The organism is Coriobacteriia bacterium, assembly GCA_013334745.1.
GTDB lineage: Bacteria > Actinomycetota > Coriobacteriia > Anaerosomatales > JAAXUF01 > JAAXWY01.
The window spans coordinates 1-14,928 of sequence record JAAXWY010000020.1 but is presented as its reverse complement, the minus strand read 5'-3'; the positions used below and the strand labels follow the sequence as shown (position 1 = coordinate 14,928).

Below are 14,928 nucleotides of genomic sequence, written 5' to 3'. Positions count from 1 at the left end.
AATGAAGCGTCTCGTACTCTCGATTCTTGTGGCAGTGGCGATTCTCGCCGCATCGGCCTCTCCCGCATTCGCGGCAGTCAAGGTTCGCTCTCGCGCTCGCGCCCAGAGCGGCAAGATCGTCTTCACCGCCAAGCTCCTCCACGGCAGTCACGTGCGACGCGGCAAGGTTCGCATCGCCATCTACCGCAGTGGCCACGTGGTTCGTCGCCTCACCGCCAAGCGCTCCGGTACTCGTTACATCGCGACATGGAACCTCAAGACCAGCTCCGGCGCACGCGCCTCGGCCGGTCGCGTGACCTACCGGGTCGTCGCTCGGACCGCGCGAACAGGCAAGGGCAGCACCCGCGGCACCGTCGTCGTTCCGCCGTCCGTCGTCGCCACGACCCCGCCCGCGGTCGTTCCCACCGAGACCGTCCCTGCCGAGAACCCCACCGACACCGTCGTTCCTACCGAGACAGTGCCGGTAGTCGATCCCACCGGTACCGTCGTCCCCACCGTGACCGTGCCGCCGGTCGTCACGACCACGACCGTTCCCGCCACCGTGACGCCGGAGCCCACCGGTCGCTGGATCGGCTTCTTCCAGCCGGGCTGTCCGTCGAGTCTCACCCCGCTCCTCACGCTCGAGGATCTCGTTGGTCGCAAGAGCGCAGTGGTGCACTGGTACATCAACGATGCGACCAGCTTCCCCCTGACTCAGGTCCGACGGGTCGCCGAGCACGGCTCGACGCCGATGATCACGCTCGAGTTCTGGTCCGTCCAGACCGGCGGAGTCGCCAAGATCATCAACGGCGACAAGGACGCGTACCTCAACGCATTCGCGGACGCAGCGAAGGCGTACGGCGGAGAGGTCTGGATCCGTCCGCTCCACGAGATGAACGGCAACTGGTACCCGTGGTCCGGTACCACGAACGGGAACACCCCGGCGCAGGTCGTCGCGGCATGGCAGCACATCCACGACGTGTTCGCCGCCCGCGGTGCCGACAACGTGAAGTTCGTCTGGTGTGTCAACAATGACAGCGTGCCGAACACCACCGCCAACGGCATCGACAAGTACTATCCCGGCGACGCCTACGTCGACTACGTCTCCATCGATGCCTACAACTGGGGCGTCTCGGCATCGTGGTCGAGCTGGAGCTCGTTCAGCACGATCATCGGCTCGTCGTACGCCAAGGTCACCGCGCTGACCGGCAAGCCGCTCTTCCTGGCCGAGATCGGCTGTCCCGAAGAGGGCGGAAGCAAGGCTGCATGGGTCGCCGACATGTTCTCGAAGATCAAGACGCGCTACACGCGCATCGAGGGCGTGTGCTGGTTCAATGTCGACTCGACCAGCTCCCTGAACGCCGACTGGCGCGTCGAGTCCTCCTCGGCAAGCGCCGCAGCGTTCAAGACCGCGCTGAACACCGGCTTCTAGGCGCCACCGCAGGAGCCGCATCGCGCGCGGCCACGAGTCACCAGTGGCCGAGCGAGTGCTACGATTCCCCGCGTACAGGCCCGATTCGCAGGATCGGTCGGTTGGCATGCGTCGCACTCGCCCCAGGTCAGCATCACCCCACCGCGCAGGGCTTGCGCTCGTTGCGTACGCCCTCACGTGTGGCGCGCTCCTCATGAGTGTCGGCGGCTGCGCAGGTACACCGAGCACCCCTGCTCCCGGCACCTCCGCCGATCGCCCCGCAGCCTCCCAGCTGTCGAGCTCGTCGGTGCAGCAGTCGGCCGGTGCCGAGCCTGGTGCGATCGCGACACCACGGCCCGATGCGCGCACTGGGGCCGATGGGAAAGTGGTGCGACCCGCGGCCGGAGCGTACGCCGGCGTCTTCACTCCGCCGGCACCATACGATCTCTCCGCGCTCGACCGCTACGCCGACAAGTACGGCCACCAGCCGGCTATCGTGATGTGGTATCAGCCGTGGGCGAAGGGTGCGGCCGGCGAGTTCTCCACGGACGAGGCGAACGCCGTGTTGAAGCGGGGCTCGATACCACTCGTCACGTGGGAGCCGTGGGCCCCCGGCGATCGACCGCACGAACTCAAGAACCCCGCGAACGATCCGTCGTTCGCGCTGAGCCGGATCATCGCCGGTGATTACGACGCCTCCATTCGCCGGTGGGCACGGGCGGCGGGTGCAGTGGACGGGCCGATCATGCTCCGTCCGATGCATGAGATGAACGGTAACTGGTATCCGTGGGGCGGCACCGTCAACACCAATTCCGCGGCGAGGTTCATCGCGGCATGGCGCCACGTCCACGACATCTTCGATGCCGAGGGCGCGACGAACGTGACCTGGGTGTGGTCCGTCAACTGGCTGAGCGTCCCGGACACGCGCGGCAACGCGTGGGCGAACTACTACCCGGGTGACGAGTACGTCGACTGGACTGCGATCTCCGGTTTCAACTGGGGGAGAACCCGTCTTCGGCGAAATGGCGCGTCGTTCGCAAGCATGTACACGAAGCCGGTCGCCTACCTCGAGTCGCTCGGCAAGCCGATTCTTGTGTCCGAGACGGCGTGCAACACCGGTGTCGACAAGCCCGCCTGGATCGCAGACGCGTACGAGCGGATCGAGGACGAGTACCCGGCCATCGGTGGTGTGGTCTATTACGACAAGCCTGAGAAGGGCGTCAACGGAGCACAGAACTGGCAGATCGGCAGTTCGCCGGCGTCCGCCAAGGCGTACCGCTCGGCCCTCTCCTCCGAGTACTTCGTGGGGGCTTCGGGCTCGAGTCTTCTCCGATCGCAAGACGGAGCCGCAAAGCCGTAGCCGACGACCCCGATGCTACGATTGAGATCCGCTGCACCCATCGACACCAGAGTGGAGGCGTGACGATCAGGTCCCCGCGCAACACCTCGCGTTTCATGCGCACGGCGCTTCTCGGCGGTGCCCTGCTGTGCGCTCTTGCGCTCGCGGCCGTCGGCACGAACGGGCCCGGCTCGGCCCCGCACGCCTTCGGACCGGTCGCGCAGGCCTCCGCAGCGACGGCACCGGCTGCCGTGCGCCTCGCTGCTTCGAAGAAGATTCTCGGCCCAACCAAAGGCCTGTACACCGGCATCTTCGAGCCTCCCGCGCCGTTCACCATGGGCGTACTCGATACGTACAAGACGCGATACAGGAAGCGACCTGCGATCGTGACGTGGTATCAGCAGTGGGGAGATGCCACGGGTGCCGAGTTCCAGACCTCGTACGTGAAAGGCGTGCAGCGTCGGGGCGCCATCCCGCTGATCACGTGGGAGCCGTGGGCGTTGCCCGCTGCGGGCTCGAATCCGGCAGACATGCCCAGATACTCGCTCGACCGCATCCTGGCCGGCGACTTCGATGACTACATCCGTCGATGGGCGCGGGCGGCCAAGGCCTGTGGCGGCCCCATCATGCTTCGGCCGATGCACGAGATGAACGGCACCTGGTATCCGTGGGGTGGCACCGTGAACGGCAACACACCCGCGAAGTACCGCGAGACCTGGCGCTATCTGCACGGCATCTTCGCTCAGGAGGGTGCGACCAACGTCACCTGGGTGTGGACCCCGAATCACGTCAGCGTCCCCAACACGAGCGCGAACGGTTACGACGCGTTCTACCCGGGTGACGCGTACGTCGACTGGACGGGGGTCTCGGCGTTTAACTGGCGCAACAGCATCTACCCGCGAGGGCGCACCTTCGACCAGCTCTTCACCAAGCCGCTGGCCTACTTCTCGACGAAGCACAAGCCGGTGGTCATCCCCGAGATCGGCTGCACCACGGGCACCGGCATCAACAAGCCCAAGTGGATCTACGACAGCTTCATGCACGCGGCGAGCCGACACCACCAGGTCAAGGCGATCGTCTACTACGACAAGCGCGAGCCCACCGTCAGCTTCGGCACCCAGAACTGGCAGTTGCTGACCTCGAAGGCTTCGGCCGACGCCTACAGGCGCGCCATCGGGACGAGTTGGTTCGTCGGGGGTTCGCTGCGTTCGCTCGAGTCCACGGTCCCCGCGCTCTGACCCGCCGAGAGGAACCCACATGGATCTGACGCCTCACCACATAGGTATCGTCGTGAGCGATTTGGAGCGGTCGACGACCTTCTACCGGGCGCTGGGATTCGAGACGGTCAACGATCTGCCCTCTGAGGATGGCTCGCGCGCGATCCGGTTCGTGAGGCTCGGCGACTTTGAGATCGAGCTGTTCTGGTACGCCGAGCCGGCCGCCGGCGCGCCCGCACCCGCAGGCCGCGGGCAGCTGGGTTTTCGGCACCTGGCGCTTCGCACGACAGACATCGACGGCACTCTCGCGCGCCTGAAGGCGGCAGGTGTCGCGCCACCCGAGCTTGAGGTGCGCCGCGTTCCGATCGGCTACAGCCTGCTGTTCTTCTCGGATCCGGACGGGGTCGAGATCGAGATCATGCAGGAGGACTGAACGCGTAATCAGCGCGTCAGTTGCCTCGTTGCCGGCCGTAGGCCGCGAACTGCAGGTCCTCTTCCCATACGTGCGTGAGCAGCCACTGCTGGAGATTCTCCTGTACCAGTGCGGCCGTGAGCGTGGTGTCACCCTCGCTGAACCTTCGGGCGAACTCCTCCACAGTGCTCTTGAAGCCCGTGTGCAGTTCGCGCTGCCGCTCCAGCCCGGGGAACCCCATGCGCTCCATGAGCGCTTCTTCGTCCTCAAAATGCGTGGACGCGTAGGCGAGCACATCGAACAAGACCTCGCCGAGCCGAACCGGATCGGGGTCCTCGTCGGCGAGGATGCCCAGTTCCATGACGAGGTCGTGCAACTCGGCGTGTTGGCCGTCTATGTGCGCGTCGCCGGTGGCGAGGCGTTCGTTCCAGATGATGGGGTCCACTCGGAATACTCTCGTGAAGTGCGGCTGGGTCAGGCTCTCAGTCACTCACTTCGCCGTCGCGCGGCAAAGCCCCTGCGCAGGATTCGGTGAGCGGTCAGCCCCGCACGCTGCCGAGCAGCCCTCGAGCGAGCGCACGCACGCCGAACTCGAAGTCGGCGTCGATGAAGTCCGAAGGGCACATCGTGGCCTCGCGCAGATGTGGGAACTCATCGGCGGGGAAGAGATCGGCCATGTGCGCCATGTCCTCGGGCGTCGCCGGCTCGACGGCCTCAGTCGCAACCATGGCGACGGTGCCGCGGACGGTGGCGGCGATCGCGTTCATGCCGGCCATCGCCTGAGCGGGCGCCAGGCCGGCATCGCGCAGAATGCCGATCAGCAACTCGACCGGACGCATCGCGACCGGCGTGCGCGGGCCACGCGACATGACAGCCGGCAGCGCGTTGAGGTGCGCGAGCATGGCGTCGCGATAGGCGCGGGCTGCGTGCACGATGCGCTCCTCGGCGGGCACGCTCGGATCGTCGGCAGTCAGGTCGATGGTGCCCATCACCGCTTCGACGATGGAGTCGAGCAGGGCGTCTTTGTTGGGCACGTGGTAGTAGACCGCCATCGGGTCGACGCCGAGCTCCGCGCCGAGCCGCCGCATCGAGAGCGCCTTGAGCCCCTCGGCATCGACGATGGCGAGCGCCGTCTGAATGATGTGCTCTCGCGTGAGCGGGGTGGCGGGTGCCTTCTTGCGTGCGGCCATGCGAGCAGCCCTTCTCGGTGCACCCCAAAGCGGGGGGTTGACAGGTTGGTTCTACGCCGTAGAATAGCACACATCATCAGTTCTACAGCGTAGAATAACACGATAGGGAAAGGGGGCCGCAATGCTCATCACGATCCTGAACGGTGAACCGGATGCCGGCAGCGAGTTCGACGCCTACGTGCAGGAGTACGCGGCGCAGCTCGAAGTTGAAGGTCACGACGTGACCACGCTCGATCTACGCGATCTCGACATCAAGGGATGCACCGGCTGCTGGGGCTGCTGGGTCAAGACCCCGGGCGAATGCGCACGCAAGGACGAGAGTGCGCGGGTGTGCACCCAGGTGCTCGCGAGTGACCTGACGGTGCTGGCATCGCCCGTCCACATGGGCTTCACCAGCTCGCTCCTCAAGCGCACGGCCGACCAGATGATCCCGCTTGTGCATCCCTACTTCACCATCGAGGGCGGAGAGCAGCACCACCGTGCCCGCTACGCCCGGTACCCGCTCTTCGGCCTCGTGCTCGGCCCCACCGACGACACCGATGCCGAAGACCTCGAGATCACCGAACACCTCTGGTCGCGCATGGCGCGCAACATCAAGACGCGCGTCGCGTTCACCACGATCGCGACGACTCCCGTGAAGGAGGCCACCAATGAGCTCGCTGCTGTTGCTTAACGGTTCGCCGAGAGGCCCGCGCTCCAACTCGATGCGGATGCTCTCCAAGCTCGCGGAGGGCTGGGCCGCCGCCGGTGGCGACGAGCCGGTTGCGCTGCACCTCGCCAAGTCGGCCGACTTCGATCGAGCGGTCGCTGAGTTCGCCACAGCGGGAACCGTCGTGCTCGGCACGCCGCTCTACACCGACTCGATGCCCGGGCTCGTGATGCGCTTCATCGAGCAGCTCGAGCCGTACGTGGGCAGCGACTCGGCGCCCCGGCTCGGCTTCCTGGTGCAGTCAGGCTTCCCCGAGGCTGCGCACTCGCGCGGCTTGGAGCGCTACTTCGTGAAGCTGGCTGCCCGATTGGGCGCGCCGTATGCGGGAACAATCGTGAAAGGCAGCGGCGAGTCGCTTCAGGCGATGCCCGATCAGGCGCTGGGCGGCCTGTGGAAGAACGTGCACGCGCTTGGCGAGCAGCTCGCGATGCGCGGTGAGTTCGACGCCCAGACGCTGGCGAAGGTCGCCGGCAAGGAGCACATGACGCCGGCCGGAGTCGCGTTCGCCTCGGTGATGATGAAGGTGCCGCTGTCGCAGTTCTACTGGAACGGTCAGCTCAAGAAGAACGGCGCGTGGGATCGACGCTTCGCGGCGCCGTACGCAAAGGGGGCAACACAGTGAGCGATCTTCATGTGGTGTTCGGCACGGGGCCGGCGGGTACGAACACCGCGATCGCGCTCGCCGAGAAGGGCCTGCGCGTGCGCGCGGTCAACCGCTCAGGCAAGCGGCCCGCCGCGATGCCTGCCGATGTCGAAGTCGTTGCGGTGACCGACGCGAGTGACGCGGCGCAGGCGACGAACGCCGCCCAGGGCGCGAGCGTCGTCTACCAGTGCCTCAATCCCAACTACAGCAAGTGGCCCGAGCTGTTCCCGCCGCTCCAGCGCGGCGTCGTCGCTGCTGCACGGAGCGTCGGTGCTCGCTACGTCTCGCTCGAGAACCTGTACGGGTTGGGCCGGGTGAACGGTCCCATGACCGAGTCCACGCCGATGAACCCGTGCTCGAAGAAGGGTGCGACTCGCGCGGCGATGACCGAGGAGCTCCTCGAGCTGATGGCGGCCGGAGACCTTGAAGTCGCCACGGGGCGCGCGGCCGACTACTACGGTCCGGGCGTCGTCGACTCAGCGATGGGCACGATGGTGTTCGAGCCGTTGCTTGCGGGCAAGAAGGTCTCGCTCGTGGGGAGCGCCGACGTCGTGCACTCCTACGCATATATAGAGGACGTCGGTCGTGGTCTGGCGACGCTCGGTACCGAGGATCGCGCGTTCGGCCGCACGTGGAACCTGCCGCACGCGCCCGCCGTCACCGGCCGAGCCACGGTTGCGCACGCCTTCAAGGCCGCAGGCCTTCCCGAGAAGACGGGGGCGCTCAGCCCGCTCACCATTCGTATCGGCGGACTGTTCATGCCGGTCGCCAAGGAATCCGTCGAGATGCTCTACGAGTTCACCGAGCCGTTCGTGGTCGATTCGAGCGCCATCGAGCGCGAGTTCGGCCTGAAGGCCACGCCGCTTCCCGCGGGCATGGCGAAGACCGTCGCTTGGTTCAAGGCCCGCCGATGACGCTCGCGATCACGCTCGTCGTGCAGTTCGCCGCCGCAGCCGCGCTGCTGTTCGCGCTGCCCGCGCTCGCGCGGCGCCGACCGGCCAAGCCCGGTCGCAACTCCTACATCGCGTCGCAGATCGTCTATCAGCCCGCTTCGCTGGTTGTCGCGGCGGCGGTGCTCGGCGTGAGCTGGCTGCTGAATCCCGAGAACTTCGCGCGCTACTTCTCGGTGGGGACGATTGGCGCTCCGGCGACACCTGTGGCGTGGCTGGGTATCGGGCCGAGTGACACCTGGGCCACCCTCGGGCTGTCGTTCGCCGTCACCATCACCGTCGTGACGAGCATCTTCCTGTTCTTCCGCTTCCGCGGCACCGGTGTGCGGCTTGCCGAGCTGGCCCCGCTGCTGGGTTGGGTCCTGCTGTTCGCGCTCACGAACTCCTTCGCCGAGGAGGCCATCTTCCGGCTCGGCATCATCGTGCCGCTGGTGGGCGTGGTCGCCACCCCGTGGGTGCTGCTTATCTCGGCGGTCATCTTCGGGGCGCCTCACTACCGCGGCATGCCCAACGGCATCATCGGTGCACTGCTCGCAGGGTTCCTCGGGTGGTTGCTGGCGGGCTCGGTCATCGACACCGGCGGCATCTTCTGGGCGTGGACTATCCACTTCCTCCAAGACGTGGTGATAATCTCGGCGTTGGCGCTGTCCGCAGCACATTCCGAGGAGTGAACATGCTCACCGCCGCCTACATCGGCTTCGCTCTCGCCCAGTTGGTCATCGCGATATGGGGATTCGTGCTGTTCGCACGGCGTAGGTCGCTGGGCGCTTTCACGCTTGCACTGCCCATCGCGCTGCTCGTGTGGGATAACGCGATCGTGGCAGCGGGCGCGACGATCGGCGACGGCTCGCTCCTCGTGGCGCTCTCCTGGCCGCGCTTCGTCGGGCATGCGCTGCTCACGCCCATCTGGATTCTCACCGGCTTCGAGCTGATGCGTCGCGTGGGCGCGCCTCGACTCCAAGGGCGCGTCTCGGTCATCGCCGAGTGGGTGCTCTACCTCGCGATGGCAACGCTCGGGTTCGTGCGCTCGGTCGTGCTGCTCGAGTTCGAACCGGTCATCCAGGGCGACCTCTTCTACTACACCAACGGCGGCGGCTTCCCGGGTCCCCCGGTCCCCGCGCTCGTCATGGTCGTCGTCGTGATCGTGGCGGGCGTGATCATCTGGCGGCGTACCGGCTGGTCGTGGCTGCTCGCGGGTGGTGTCGTGATGTTCGTCGCTGCGGCCGTGCCCATCAGCGTGGCCGGCTTCTTCGTCAGTAACGCGGGCGAGGTCGCTCTGTCACTCGCGTTCGTGGCGACAGAAGCCCATCTCCAGCGCGTCGAACGAGACGCCGTCCTCATCTAAGCCCCGTACCGCACCGAGCGAGTCCGTTCGCGGGCGTGTAGCCACCGCCCGCCCCGCTCACGGTGCAATTTGCGCCTTAGACCGACATTTGTTCACCGTTGGCGGCGACTTCCTCCCTTGCTCCGGCTTGCACAGGTACGTTCATTGCGCCGGACGTATCCGACCGGCATGTCCGGTTCAGATGCGTCAACACAAAGAAGGAGGGATGGAGGATGGCAGACACCACAGCGGCGAAGAAGACAGTCGATGTCGATACAACCGGTATCGTCAAGATCATCGCAGCGGCATCCGTCGGTACGATGGTCGAGTGGTACGACTTCTACATCTTCGGAAGCCTTGCAACAGTCATCTCCAGTAAGTTCTATCAGACGGGCACCTCGCTGGGTGACCTTATCGCGTGGCTCGCCGCGTTCGCGGTCGGATTCATCGTCCGCCCGTTCGGCGCCATCGTGTTCGGTCGTCTGGGAGACCTGATTGGACGCAAGTACACCTTCATGGTCACGATGACCCTGATGGGTGTCTGTACGTTCGCGGTAGGCTTGCTGCCCACGATCGACCGCATCGGCCCGATCGCCGGTGTCATCCTCATCGGCCTTCGTATCCTGCAGGGCCTCGCTCTGGGCGGTGAGTACGGCGGTGCTGCCACCTACGTCGCAGAGCACGCCCCCGAGCGTAAGCGCGGCTTCTACACCAGCTGGATCCAGATCACGGCGACCGCCGGTCTGTTCATGTCGCTGGGCGTCATCCTCATCACCAAGATGAGCATGACCCCCGACCAGTTCAACGCGTGGGGCTGGCGTGTGCCGTTCCTGCTGTCGGCCCTTCTGGTCGCGGTGTCGCTCTACATTCGTATTTCGCTCAAGGAGTCTCCGCTGTTCGCCGGCCTCAAGAAGTCCGGTGGTCTGTCGAAGAACCCGCTCAAGGAATCCTTCATGAACCCGTACAACCTGAAGTGGGTCCTCCTGGCCCTCTTCGGTGCCACGGCCGGTCAGGGCGTCGTGTGGTACACGGGTCAGTTCTACGCTCTGTTCTACCTGCAGAAGGTCTTCCACGTCGCGCTGGTGCCGTCGAACCTCATCGTCGCAGGCGGACTGCTTGTCGCGACTCCGTTCTTCGTGCTCTTCGGTTCGTGGTCTGACAAGATCGGCCGCAAGCCGATCATCATGGCCGGTATGCTCCTCGCCGTGCTGACCTGGTACCCGATCTACGGCCTCATGGCCGCGAGTGCCCCGGCTTCGTACGCGGCATCCAAGGACGACGTTGCTGCCTACCAGAAGGCTGCCAAGGCCGCTACTGAGGCCGGCAAGCCCGAGCCGACCGTCGTGCTCGCCGACGGCACCAAGGTCAACGTCTCGACCGTCACCGTCGACCAGCAGATTCAGGTCAAGTTCCAGAAGTTCCTGTTCCCGTATACGGGCTACAACCCCTGGATCCTCGGCTTTTGCGTCTTCCTTCAGGTCATCTACGTGACCATGGTGTACGGCCCGATCGCAGCATTCCTCGTTGAGCTGTTCCCGACATCGATCCGCTACACCTCGATGTCGCTGCCGTACCACATCGGTAACGGCGTGTTCGGTGGCATGGTGCCGATCATCGGCCTCAGCTGGCTGACCGCGACGAAGAACAACTACGCCGGTCTGTGGTACCCGATGATTGTCACCGGATCCACGTTCGTCATCGGTATGCTCATGCTGCCTGAGACGAAGCAGATCGACATCCACTCGGGTGAGTCCATCGCGCACCACTCCGAGCACGGCTCCGGTGGGAACGCGATTCAGGAAGCACCTGACGAGGTCTAGTTAGCCTCACGAGTTAGGCACACGGCGCCCGTCCTTCGGAAACGAGGGGCGGGCGCTGCTTCATGTAGCGGATGCACTAGCCGAGGGCCGGCTATTTGGTGCGAGTGATGCCGTAGCGCACGACGGTCTTGAGCTTGCTCAGGTCCGCGCGGTTGGGGTCGCCGATGTAGATCTCGTGGTGGTCACCGGTGACGTCGTAGCCGTTGTCTTCGGCGAATGCGATGAGGCGCTCGACGGTGGGCAGCTCGTCGGCGTATGGACCGATGTGCATGATCTGGACGCTTGGGCCCTCCGAGAACGTCTGCACGATGACCTCGGACATGCGCGGCGGGTTCTTCTTCGAGATGACCTTCTCGCGCACTTCGTCGACGAACTCGCCGGAGACCTCGTCGGGCAGCATGATCATGAGCCGCCACTGAAGCCGCTCTCGGTCGACGAGCGGGATCGCCGTGCTGACCGGGTCGTGGTAGATGCCTTCGAGCGGCGAGACCTTGTACGAGAGCCCGAGCCGCTTCTTGGCCGCGAACTTCACCGGGTAGGCGAGGGCGAAGAGTGTGCCGATGGCCGTCTGGAACTCGGCCTCGGCGATGCCACCCACGCCGCTGAGCTGCAGGAATCGCATGGGCGGCACGTCGATGATGACGGGCGTCTTGGGGGACGGCTTGTAGAGCGCTGCGAGGGCGCGCGGGTCGAGTGCTGTCACGGCGTGCCTCCTGTCCGACGAGCCTGCGAGATGTTCATACCCCCAAGCCGCGACTGATTCCGACTACACGCCGAGATGGTCAAGCACCTCGGGCAGGTCCCGCGTCACCGTGAGCCACACGGACTCCATGTCGACGGCATCGTACTCATGCGCCAGACGGTTGCGGAGACCGGCCATCTGGGCCCAGGGCACGCCGGGGTACACAGCCCGAGTCTCTTCCGGAGTGCGGCGGGCCGCCTCGCCGATGACCTCGAGGCAGCGGATGACCTGGTCTTGGACGCCGGTCTCTGCGAGGAACCGATCGCGATCGACGCCTTCGACGTACTCGAGTGCGCGTCGCGAGAACGTGACGATGTCGGCGACGCATGCCCTAGGGTCGCGCATAGAGCGTCTTCGCTGAGTCGAGGATCTCGCGTCTTCGGATCGGGTTGCTGCTCGCCTCGACGCCCCCACGCACGACCAGGTCGACGCGGCGCCGCAGAATCGCCGAGAACTCAGTCTCGTGATCGGCCAGCTCGAACAGGGACGGCGTGTTGCCCTCGCCATACGTGACAAGCACGTCGACATCACTGGCCGGTGTGAACCTATCGGTCAGGATCGAGCCGAACAGTGCGAGCCGTTCGATGTGGTGCGACCGGGCGAACGCGGCAAGAGCGCCCTCTGGAACGCCGAGGCGCGCGTACGCGACGAGTGCGTCCGGCTCCGCGCCCGGGAGTGCCGTCCGATACTCAACGGCGGACTCGGCAGCGTTTGGTTGCGCAGCTGCCACGGGCGACCAGCAAAGTGCGTCAGCGACGAGCGCGAGGCGCGCAAGTGAGATCGATCGGTAGTCGTCGCGCTCCCAGCGTGCGACCTGTGGCTGCGAAACGCCGAGCCGACGCCCGAGCTCGGACTGCGTCACGCCCTGCGCCTGGCGCCATGCGATCAAGGCCGAACCGATGCTGAGTAGCGAGTCCATGTGCTGAGAATATCAGAAACGATATATAGTTCGAAAAGGATATCTCGCCCGTCAACTACAATGACCTTCGCGCTGGACTCGGCGCGCACATCGAAAGGTCGTGATCGTGCCAGGCTGGAGTGCAGACGATATCTCCGATCTCACCGGTAAGGTGGCGATCGTGACCGGTGCGACCCGCGGGCTGGGGCTCGCATCAGCCGCAGCGCTGGCTGCCCACGGCGCGCGCGTCGTGCTGGCTGGCCGCAACGAAGAGCGGTGCACGAAAGCCATCGCGCTCATCAAGGACGCAATCCCCTCGGCTTTGATCGAGACCGAGCAGCTCAACTTGTCCGACCTCGCCTCGGTCCAGTCGTTCGCCGAGAAGTTCTCCGCAGGTCACGAGCGCCTCGACATCCTGCTCAACAACGCCGGCATCATGGCGCCACCGCAGCGGATGACCACGGCGCAAGGTTTCGAGCTGCAGTTCGGGGTGAACCATCTGGGTCACTTCGCACTCACCGGGAGGCTCATGCCGCTGATTCTCGCGACCCCGGCCGCGCGAGTCGTGACCGTGAGCAGCCTTGCGCATCGCTCGGGTGAGATCGACTTCGACAACCTGCAGGCCGACCGCAACTACCAGCCGTACTCGTCGTACGCCGACTCGAAGCTCGCGAACCTCCTGTTCATGCTCAAGCTCGACGCCGCGTTTCGCGACGCCGACACCGACGCGATCAGCGTGGGCGCGCATCCAGGGCTCGTGAGCACCAATCTCCAGGCGGCGGGACCGTTTCTCGGCAAGCCGGCATGGACGTCGTGGGTCGTACTCGCGGGCGTGCGCGTGTTGGGGCAGTCGCCGTCGCGCGGCGCGCTCCCCGAGCTGTACGCCGCGACCGCGCCCGACGTCGAGGGCGGCGACTTCTTCGGGCCGAGCGGCGGCATGCGCGGGCACGTCGTGCCCGCGGGCATGTCGATCAAGGCGCACGACGAAGACGACGCCAACAGCCTGTGGCAGGTATCGGCGCAGCTCACGGGCGTCGATATGGACGCCGCGATCGCCGGTTCGCGCGCGTGAGCACGACCCGCGTTTCGTCTCACCACACGCGACACAGCATCATCGCGGGCGCCCGCGGAGTCCTGCCGATCCTTGTGGGCGTCATCCCCTTCGGCCTCGTCGCAGGAGCGGCGGTCATTCAGGCCGGTCTCGGCATGGCCGAGGCGATCGGCATGTCGGTGTTCGTGTTCGCCGGCGCGTCCCAGATCGCAGCGACGACGCTGTTCGGCGGGGGAGCGCCGTTGTGGGTCGCGTTGGGCACCGCGCTCGTCATCAACGCGCGCATGTTCATCTACTCCACCTCGATCGCCCCGCTACTCTCCGAGGCACCCGGATGGCTTCGGCCGATTCTCGGCTACATGCTCGTCGACCAGAACTACGCATCGACGATGACCGAGGGGCGGTACCGCGAGGACGTGAGTGTCATCTGGTACTACTTCGGCGGCGGTGCGGCGTTGTGGACGGTGTGGCAGATCTCGACGATCGTCGGCGCGCTTGCCGGGCCGTTCATCCCCGCATCGTGGGGGCTCGAGTTCGCGGTCCCGCTTGTCTTCCTCGCGATGCTCGCGCCGGCGATGAAGGACCGGACGGGCGTGGGGGTCGCGCTGGTCACGGGCGTCGCGTCAGCCGTGCTCGTACCCGTGCTGCCGCTCCAGAGTGGACTCATCGTCGCGATTCTGGCGGGCATGGTGTTCGGCGCCTGGGCGGACAGGCCGAAGCCGGGTGAGGCGAAGTGACGCCGACCGCCCAATTCTGGCTGCTCATCGTCGTGCTGACCGCCGGCACGTGGTCGATGCGAAGCATGGCGATCATCCTGCATGGTCACGTGCCGCATCCTGCGTGGCTCGAGCGGCTGCTCAAGCACGTGCCAGTGGCAGCGCTCACCGCGCTCGTTGTGCCCGGTGCGCTCTACGTGCATCAGGGTGCCGTCTACAGCCTCGCTCCGGCCCGTACGGTTGCGGCAGTCGTCGCGCTGCTCGTGGCGTTGCGCACCAAGAACACGCTCGCGACGCTCGGCGCGGGGATGGGCGTGTTGTGGGTCGCGCAGTGGGCGATGGGGCTGCTCGGCTAGGCGGCCGCAGAGCTCGCCGTCGAGACCTGTTATGCTGCGCGAGCCCGAACCTCTCGCCAGGTGACGGCCACCGGCCCCGGAGGTCACCGCCTCGCGGGGTCGACCCATGCCCGGGGACGGGCGCGAACTCACGCTGTGCAGACGACGACGCCCGCCCCACGAAGGGGGCGG

General features: G+C 66.0%; 18 protein-coding genes. 13 read left to right on the top strand and 5 right to left on the bottom strand.

Annotated features, from left to right (window positions below):
• Position 1 precedes the first annotated feature (1 nt).
• From HGB10_06575 to HGB10_06560, 4 genes are all read left to right on the top strand, one after another.
• A complete protein-coding gene (locus tag HGB10_06575; GenBank protein ID NTU71467.1) occupies positions 2–1,411 on the top strand; it encodes a hypothetical protein in 1,410 nt (469 codons plus the stop codon).
• A gap of 286 nt (positions 1,412–1,697) precedes the next feature.
• Entirely contained in the window at positions 1,698–2,750 is a 1,053-nt protein-coding gene (locus tag HGB10_06570) for a hypothetical protein (protein ID NTU71466.1), read from the top strand.
• Between the two features lie 59 nt (positions 2,751–2,809).
• Positions 2,810–3,967 carry a hypothetical protein gene (locus tag HGB10_06565; protein NTU71465.1) on the top strand — a complete coding sequence of 386 codons (1,158 nt, stop codon included), beginning with the start codon at positions 2,810–2,812 and terminating at the stop codon, positions 3,965–3,967.
• 19 nt (positions 3,968–3,986) lie between these two features.
• On the top strand, positions 3,987–4,379 hold the full coding sequence (locus HGB10_06560) for a hypothetical protein (protein NTU71464.1): 393 nt from the start codon (positions 3,987–3,989) through the stop codon (positions 4,377–4,379).
• A gap of 16 nt (positions 4,380–4,395) precedes the next feature.
• On the opposite strand, the gene HGB10_06555 is transcribed toward HGB10_06560, so the two are convergent.
• Together HGB10_06555 and HGB10_06550 are read right to left on the bottom strand one after the other, a co-directional pair.
• Positions 4,396–4,803, bottom strand: coding sequence for a bacteriohemerythrin (locus HGB10_06555; protein NTU71463.1), 408 nt, complete (start codon positions 4,801–4,803; stop codon positions 4,396–4,398).
• A 94-nt stretch (positions 4,804–4,897) separates the two neighbouring features.
• Positions 4,898–5,548, bottom strand: coding sequence for a TetR family transcriptional regulator (locus HGB10_06550; protein ID NTU71462.1), 651 nt, complete (start codon positions 5,546–5,548; stop codon positions 4,898–4,900).
• 121 nt (positions 5,549–5,669) lie between these two features.
• Between HGB10_06550 and HGB10_06545 the strand changes: the two genes are divergently transcribed.
• From HGB10_06545 to HGB10_06520, 6 genes are all read left to right on the top strand, one after another.
• Positions 5,670–6,221 (top strand): flavodoxin family protein, encoded by a 552-nt coding sequence (locus HGB10_06545; protein NTU71461.1) that lies wholly within the window; start codon positions 5,670–5,672, stop codon positions 6,219–6,221.
• On the top strand, positions 6,199–6,879 hold the full coding sequence (locus HGB10_06540; protein NTU71460.1) for an NAD(P)H-dependent oxidoreductase: 681 nt from the start codon (positions 6,199–6,201) through the stop codon (positions 6,877–6,879). Before HGB10_06545 ends, HGB10_06540 begins: the two co-directional genes overlap by 23 nt.
• A complete protein-coding gene (locus HGB10_06535; GenBank protein NTU71459.1) occupies positions 6,876–7,814 on the top strand; it encodes an NAD-dependent epimerase/dehydratase family protein in 939 nt (312 codons plus the stop codon). Before HGB10_06540 ends, HGB10_06535 begins: the two co-directional genes overlap by 4 nt.
• The gene (locus HGB10_06530) at positions 7,811–8,521 is read left to right on the top strand and encodes a CPBP family intramembrane metalloprotease (GenBank protein ID NTU71458.1); all 711 of its coding nucleotides are present in this window, start codon (positions 7,811–7,813) and stop codon (positions 8,519–8,521) included. The genes HGB10_06535 and HGB10_06530 overlap by 4 nt, the downstream gene beginning before the upstream one ends.
• Before the next feature lie 2 nt (positions 8,522–8,523).
• A complete protein-coding gene (locus HGB10_06525; protein ID NTU71457.1) occupies positions 8,524–9,195 on the top strand; it encodes a hypothetical protein in 672 nt (223 codons plus the stop codon).
• 212 nt (positions 9,196–9,407) lie between these two features.
• Positions 9,408–10,994, top strand: a complete 1,587-nt coding sequence (locus HGB10_06520) for an MHS family MFS transporter (GenBank protein NTU71456.1) — start codon at positions 9,408–9,410, stop codon at positions 10,992–10,994.
• 91 nt (positions 10,995–11,085) lie between these two features.
• Here the strand turns inward: HGB10_06520 and HGB10_06515 are convergent, their stop codons facing one another.
• From HGB10_06515 to HGB10_06505, 3 genes are all read right to left on the bottom strand, one after another.
• Complete coding sequence (locus HGB10_06515) at positions 11,086–11,697, bottom strand: hypothetical protein (GenBank protein ID NTU71455.1); 612 nt, start codon at positions 11,695–11,697, stop codon at positions 11,086–11,088.
• Between the two features lie 63 nt (positions 11,698–11,760).
• Positions 11,761–12,081: a DUF86 domain-containing protein gene (locus HGB10_06510; GenBank protein ID NTU71454.1), complete on the bottom strand. Its 321-nt coding sequence runs from the start codon at positions 12,079–12,081 to the stop codon at positions 11,761–11,763.
• Positions 12,068–12,655 carry an XRE family transcriptional regulator gene (locus tag HGB10_06505; protein ID NTU71453.1) on the bottom strand — a complete coding sequence of 196 codons (588 nt, stop codon included), beginning with the start codon at positions 12,653–12,655 and terminating at the stop codon, positions 12,068–12,070. The genes HGB10_06510 and HGB10_06505 overlap by 14 nt, the downstream gene beginning before the upstream one ends.
• A gap of 106 nt (positions 12,656–12,761) precedes the next feature.
• Between HGB10_06505 and HGB10_06500 the strand changes: the two genes are divergently transcribed.
• Genes HGB10_06500 through HGB10_06490 form a run of 3 tightly spaced genes read left to right on the top strand, consistent with a single transcriptional unit; the run spans position 12,762 to position 14,757 of the window.
• Positions 12,762–13,706, top strand: a complete 945-nt coding sequence (locus HGB10_06500) for an SDR family oxidoreductase (protein NTU71452.1) — start codon at positions 12,762–12,764, stop codon at positions 13,704–13,706.
• A 38-nt stretch (positions 13,707–13,744) separates the two neighbouring features.
• A complete protein-coding gene (locus tag HGB10_06495; GenBank protein ID NTU71451.1) occupies positions 13,745–14,422 on the top strand; it encodes an AzlC family ABC transporter permease in 678 nt (225 codons plus the stop codon).
• Between the two features lie 56 nt (positions 14,423–14,478).
• Positions 14,479–14,757 (top strand): AzlD domain-containing protein, encoded by a 279-nt coding sequence (locus tag HGB10_06490; protein ID NTU71450.1) that lies wholly within the window; start codon positions 14,479–14,481, stop codon positions 14,755–14,757.
• The last annotated feature ends 171 nt before the right edge of the window (positions 14,758–14,928 follow it).

Bases quoted from the DNA above. Each gene is read 5' to 3' on its own strand.
- HGB10_06575 (NTU71467.1), top strand. From the start codon at position 2: ATGAAGCGTCTCGTACTCTCGATTCTTGTGGCAGTGGCGATTCTCGCC.
- HGB10_06560 (NTU71464.1), top strand. From the start codon at position 3,987: ATGGATCTGACGCCTCACCACATAGGTATCGTCGTGAGCGATTTGGAG.
- HGB10_06550 (NTU71462.1), bottom strand. From the start codon at position 5,548: ATGGCCGCACGCAAGAAGGCACCCGCCACCCCGCTCACGCGAGAGCAC.
- HGB10_06545 (NTU71461.1), top strand. From the start codon at position 5,670: ATGCTCATCACGATCCTGAACGGTGAACCGGATGCCGGCAGCGAGTTC.
- HGB10_06540 (NTU71460.1), top strand. From the start codon at position 6,199: ATGAGCTCGCTGCTGTTGCTTAACGGTTCGCCGAGAGGCCCGCGCTCC.
- HGB10_06530 (NTU71458.1), top strand. From the start codon at position 7,811: ATGACGCTCGCGATCACGCTCGTCGTGCAGTTCGCCGCCGCAGCCGCG.
- HGB10_06525 (NTU71457.1), top strand. From the start codon at position 8,524: ATGCTCACCGCCGCCTACATCGGCTTCGCTCTCGCCCAGTTGGTCATC.
- HGB10_06520 (NTU71456.1), top strand. From the start codon at position 9,408: ATGGCAGACACCACAGCGGCGAAGAAGACAGTCGATGTCGATACAACC.
- HGB10_06510 (NTU71454.1), bottom strand. From the start codon at position 12,081: ATGCGCGACCCTAGGGCATGCGTCGCCGACATCGTCACGTTCTCGCGA.
- HGB10_06505 (NTU71453.1), bottom strand. From the start codon at position 12,655: ATGGACTCGCTACTCAGCATCGGTTCGGCCTTGATCGCATGGCGCCAG.
- HGB10_06490 (NTU71450.1), top strand. From the start codon at position 14,479: ATGCGAAGCATGGCGATCATCCTGCATGGTCACGTGCCGCATCCTGCG.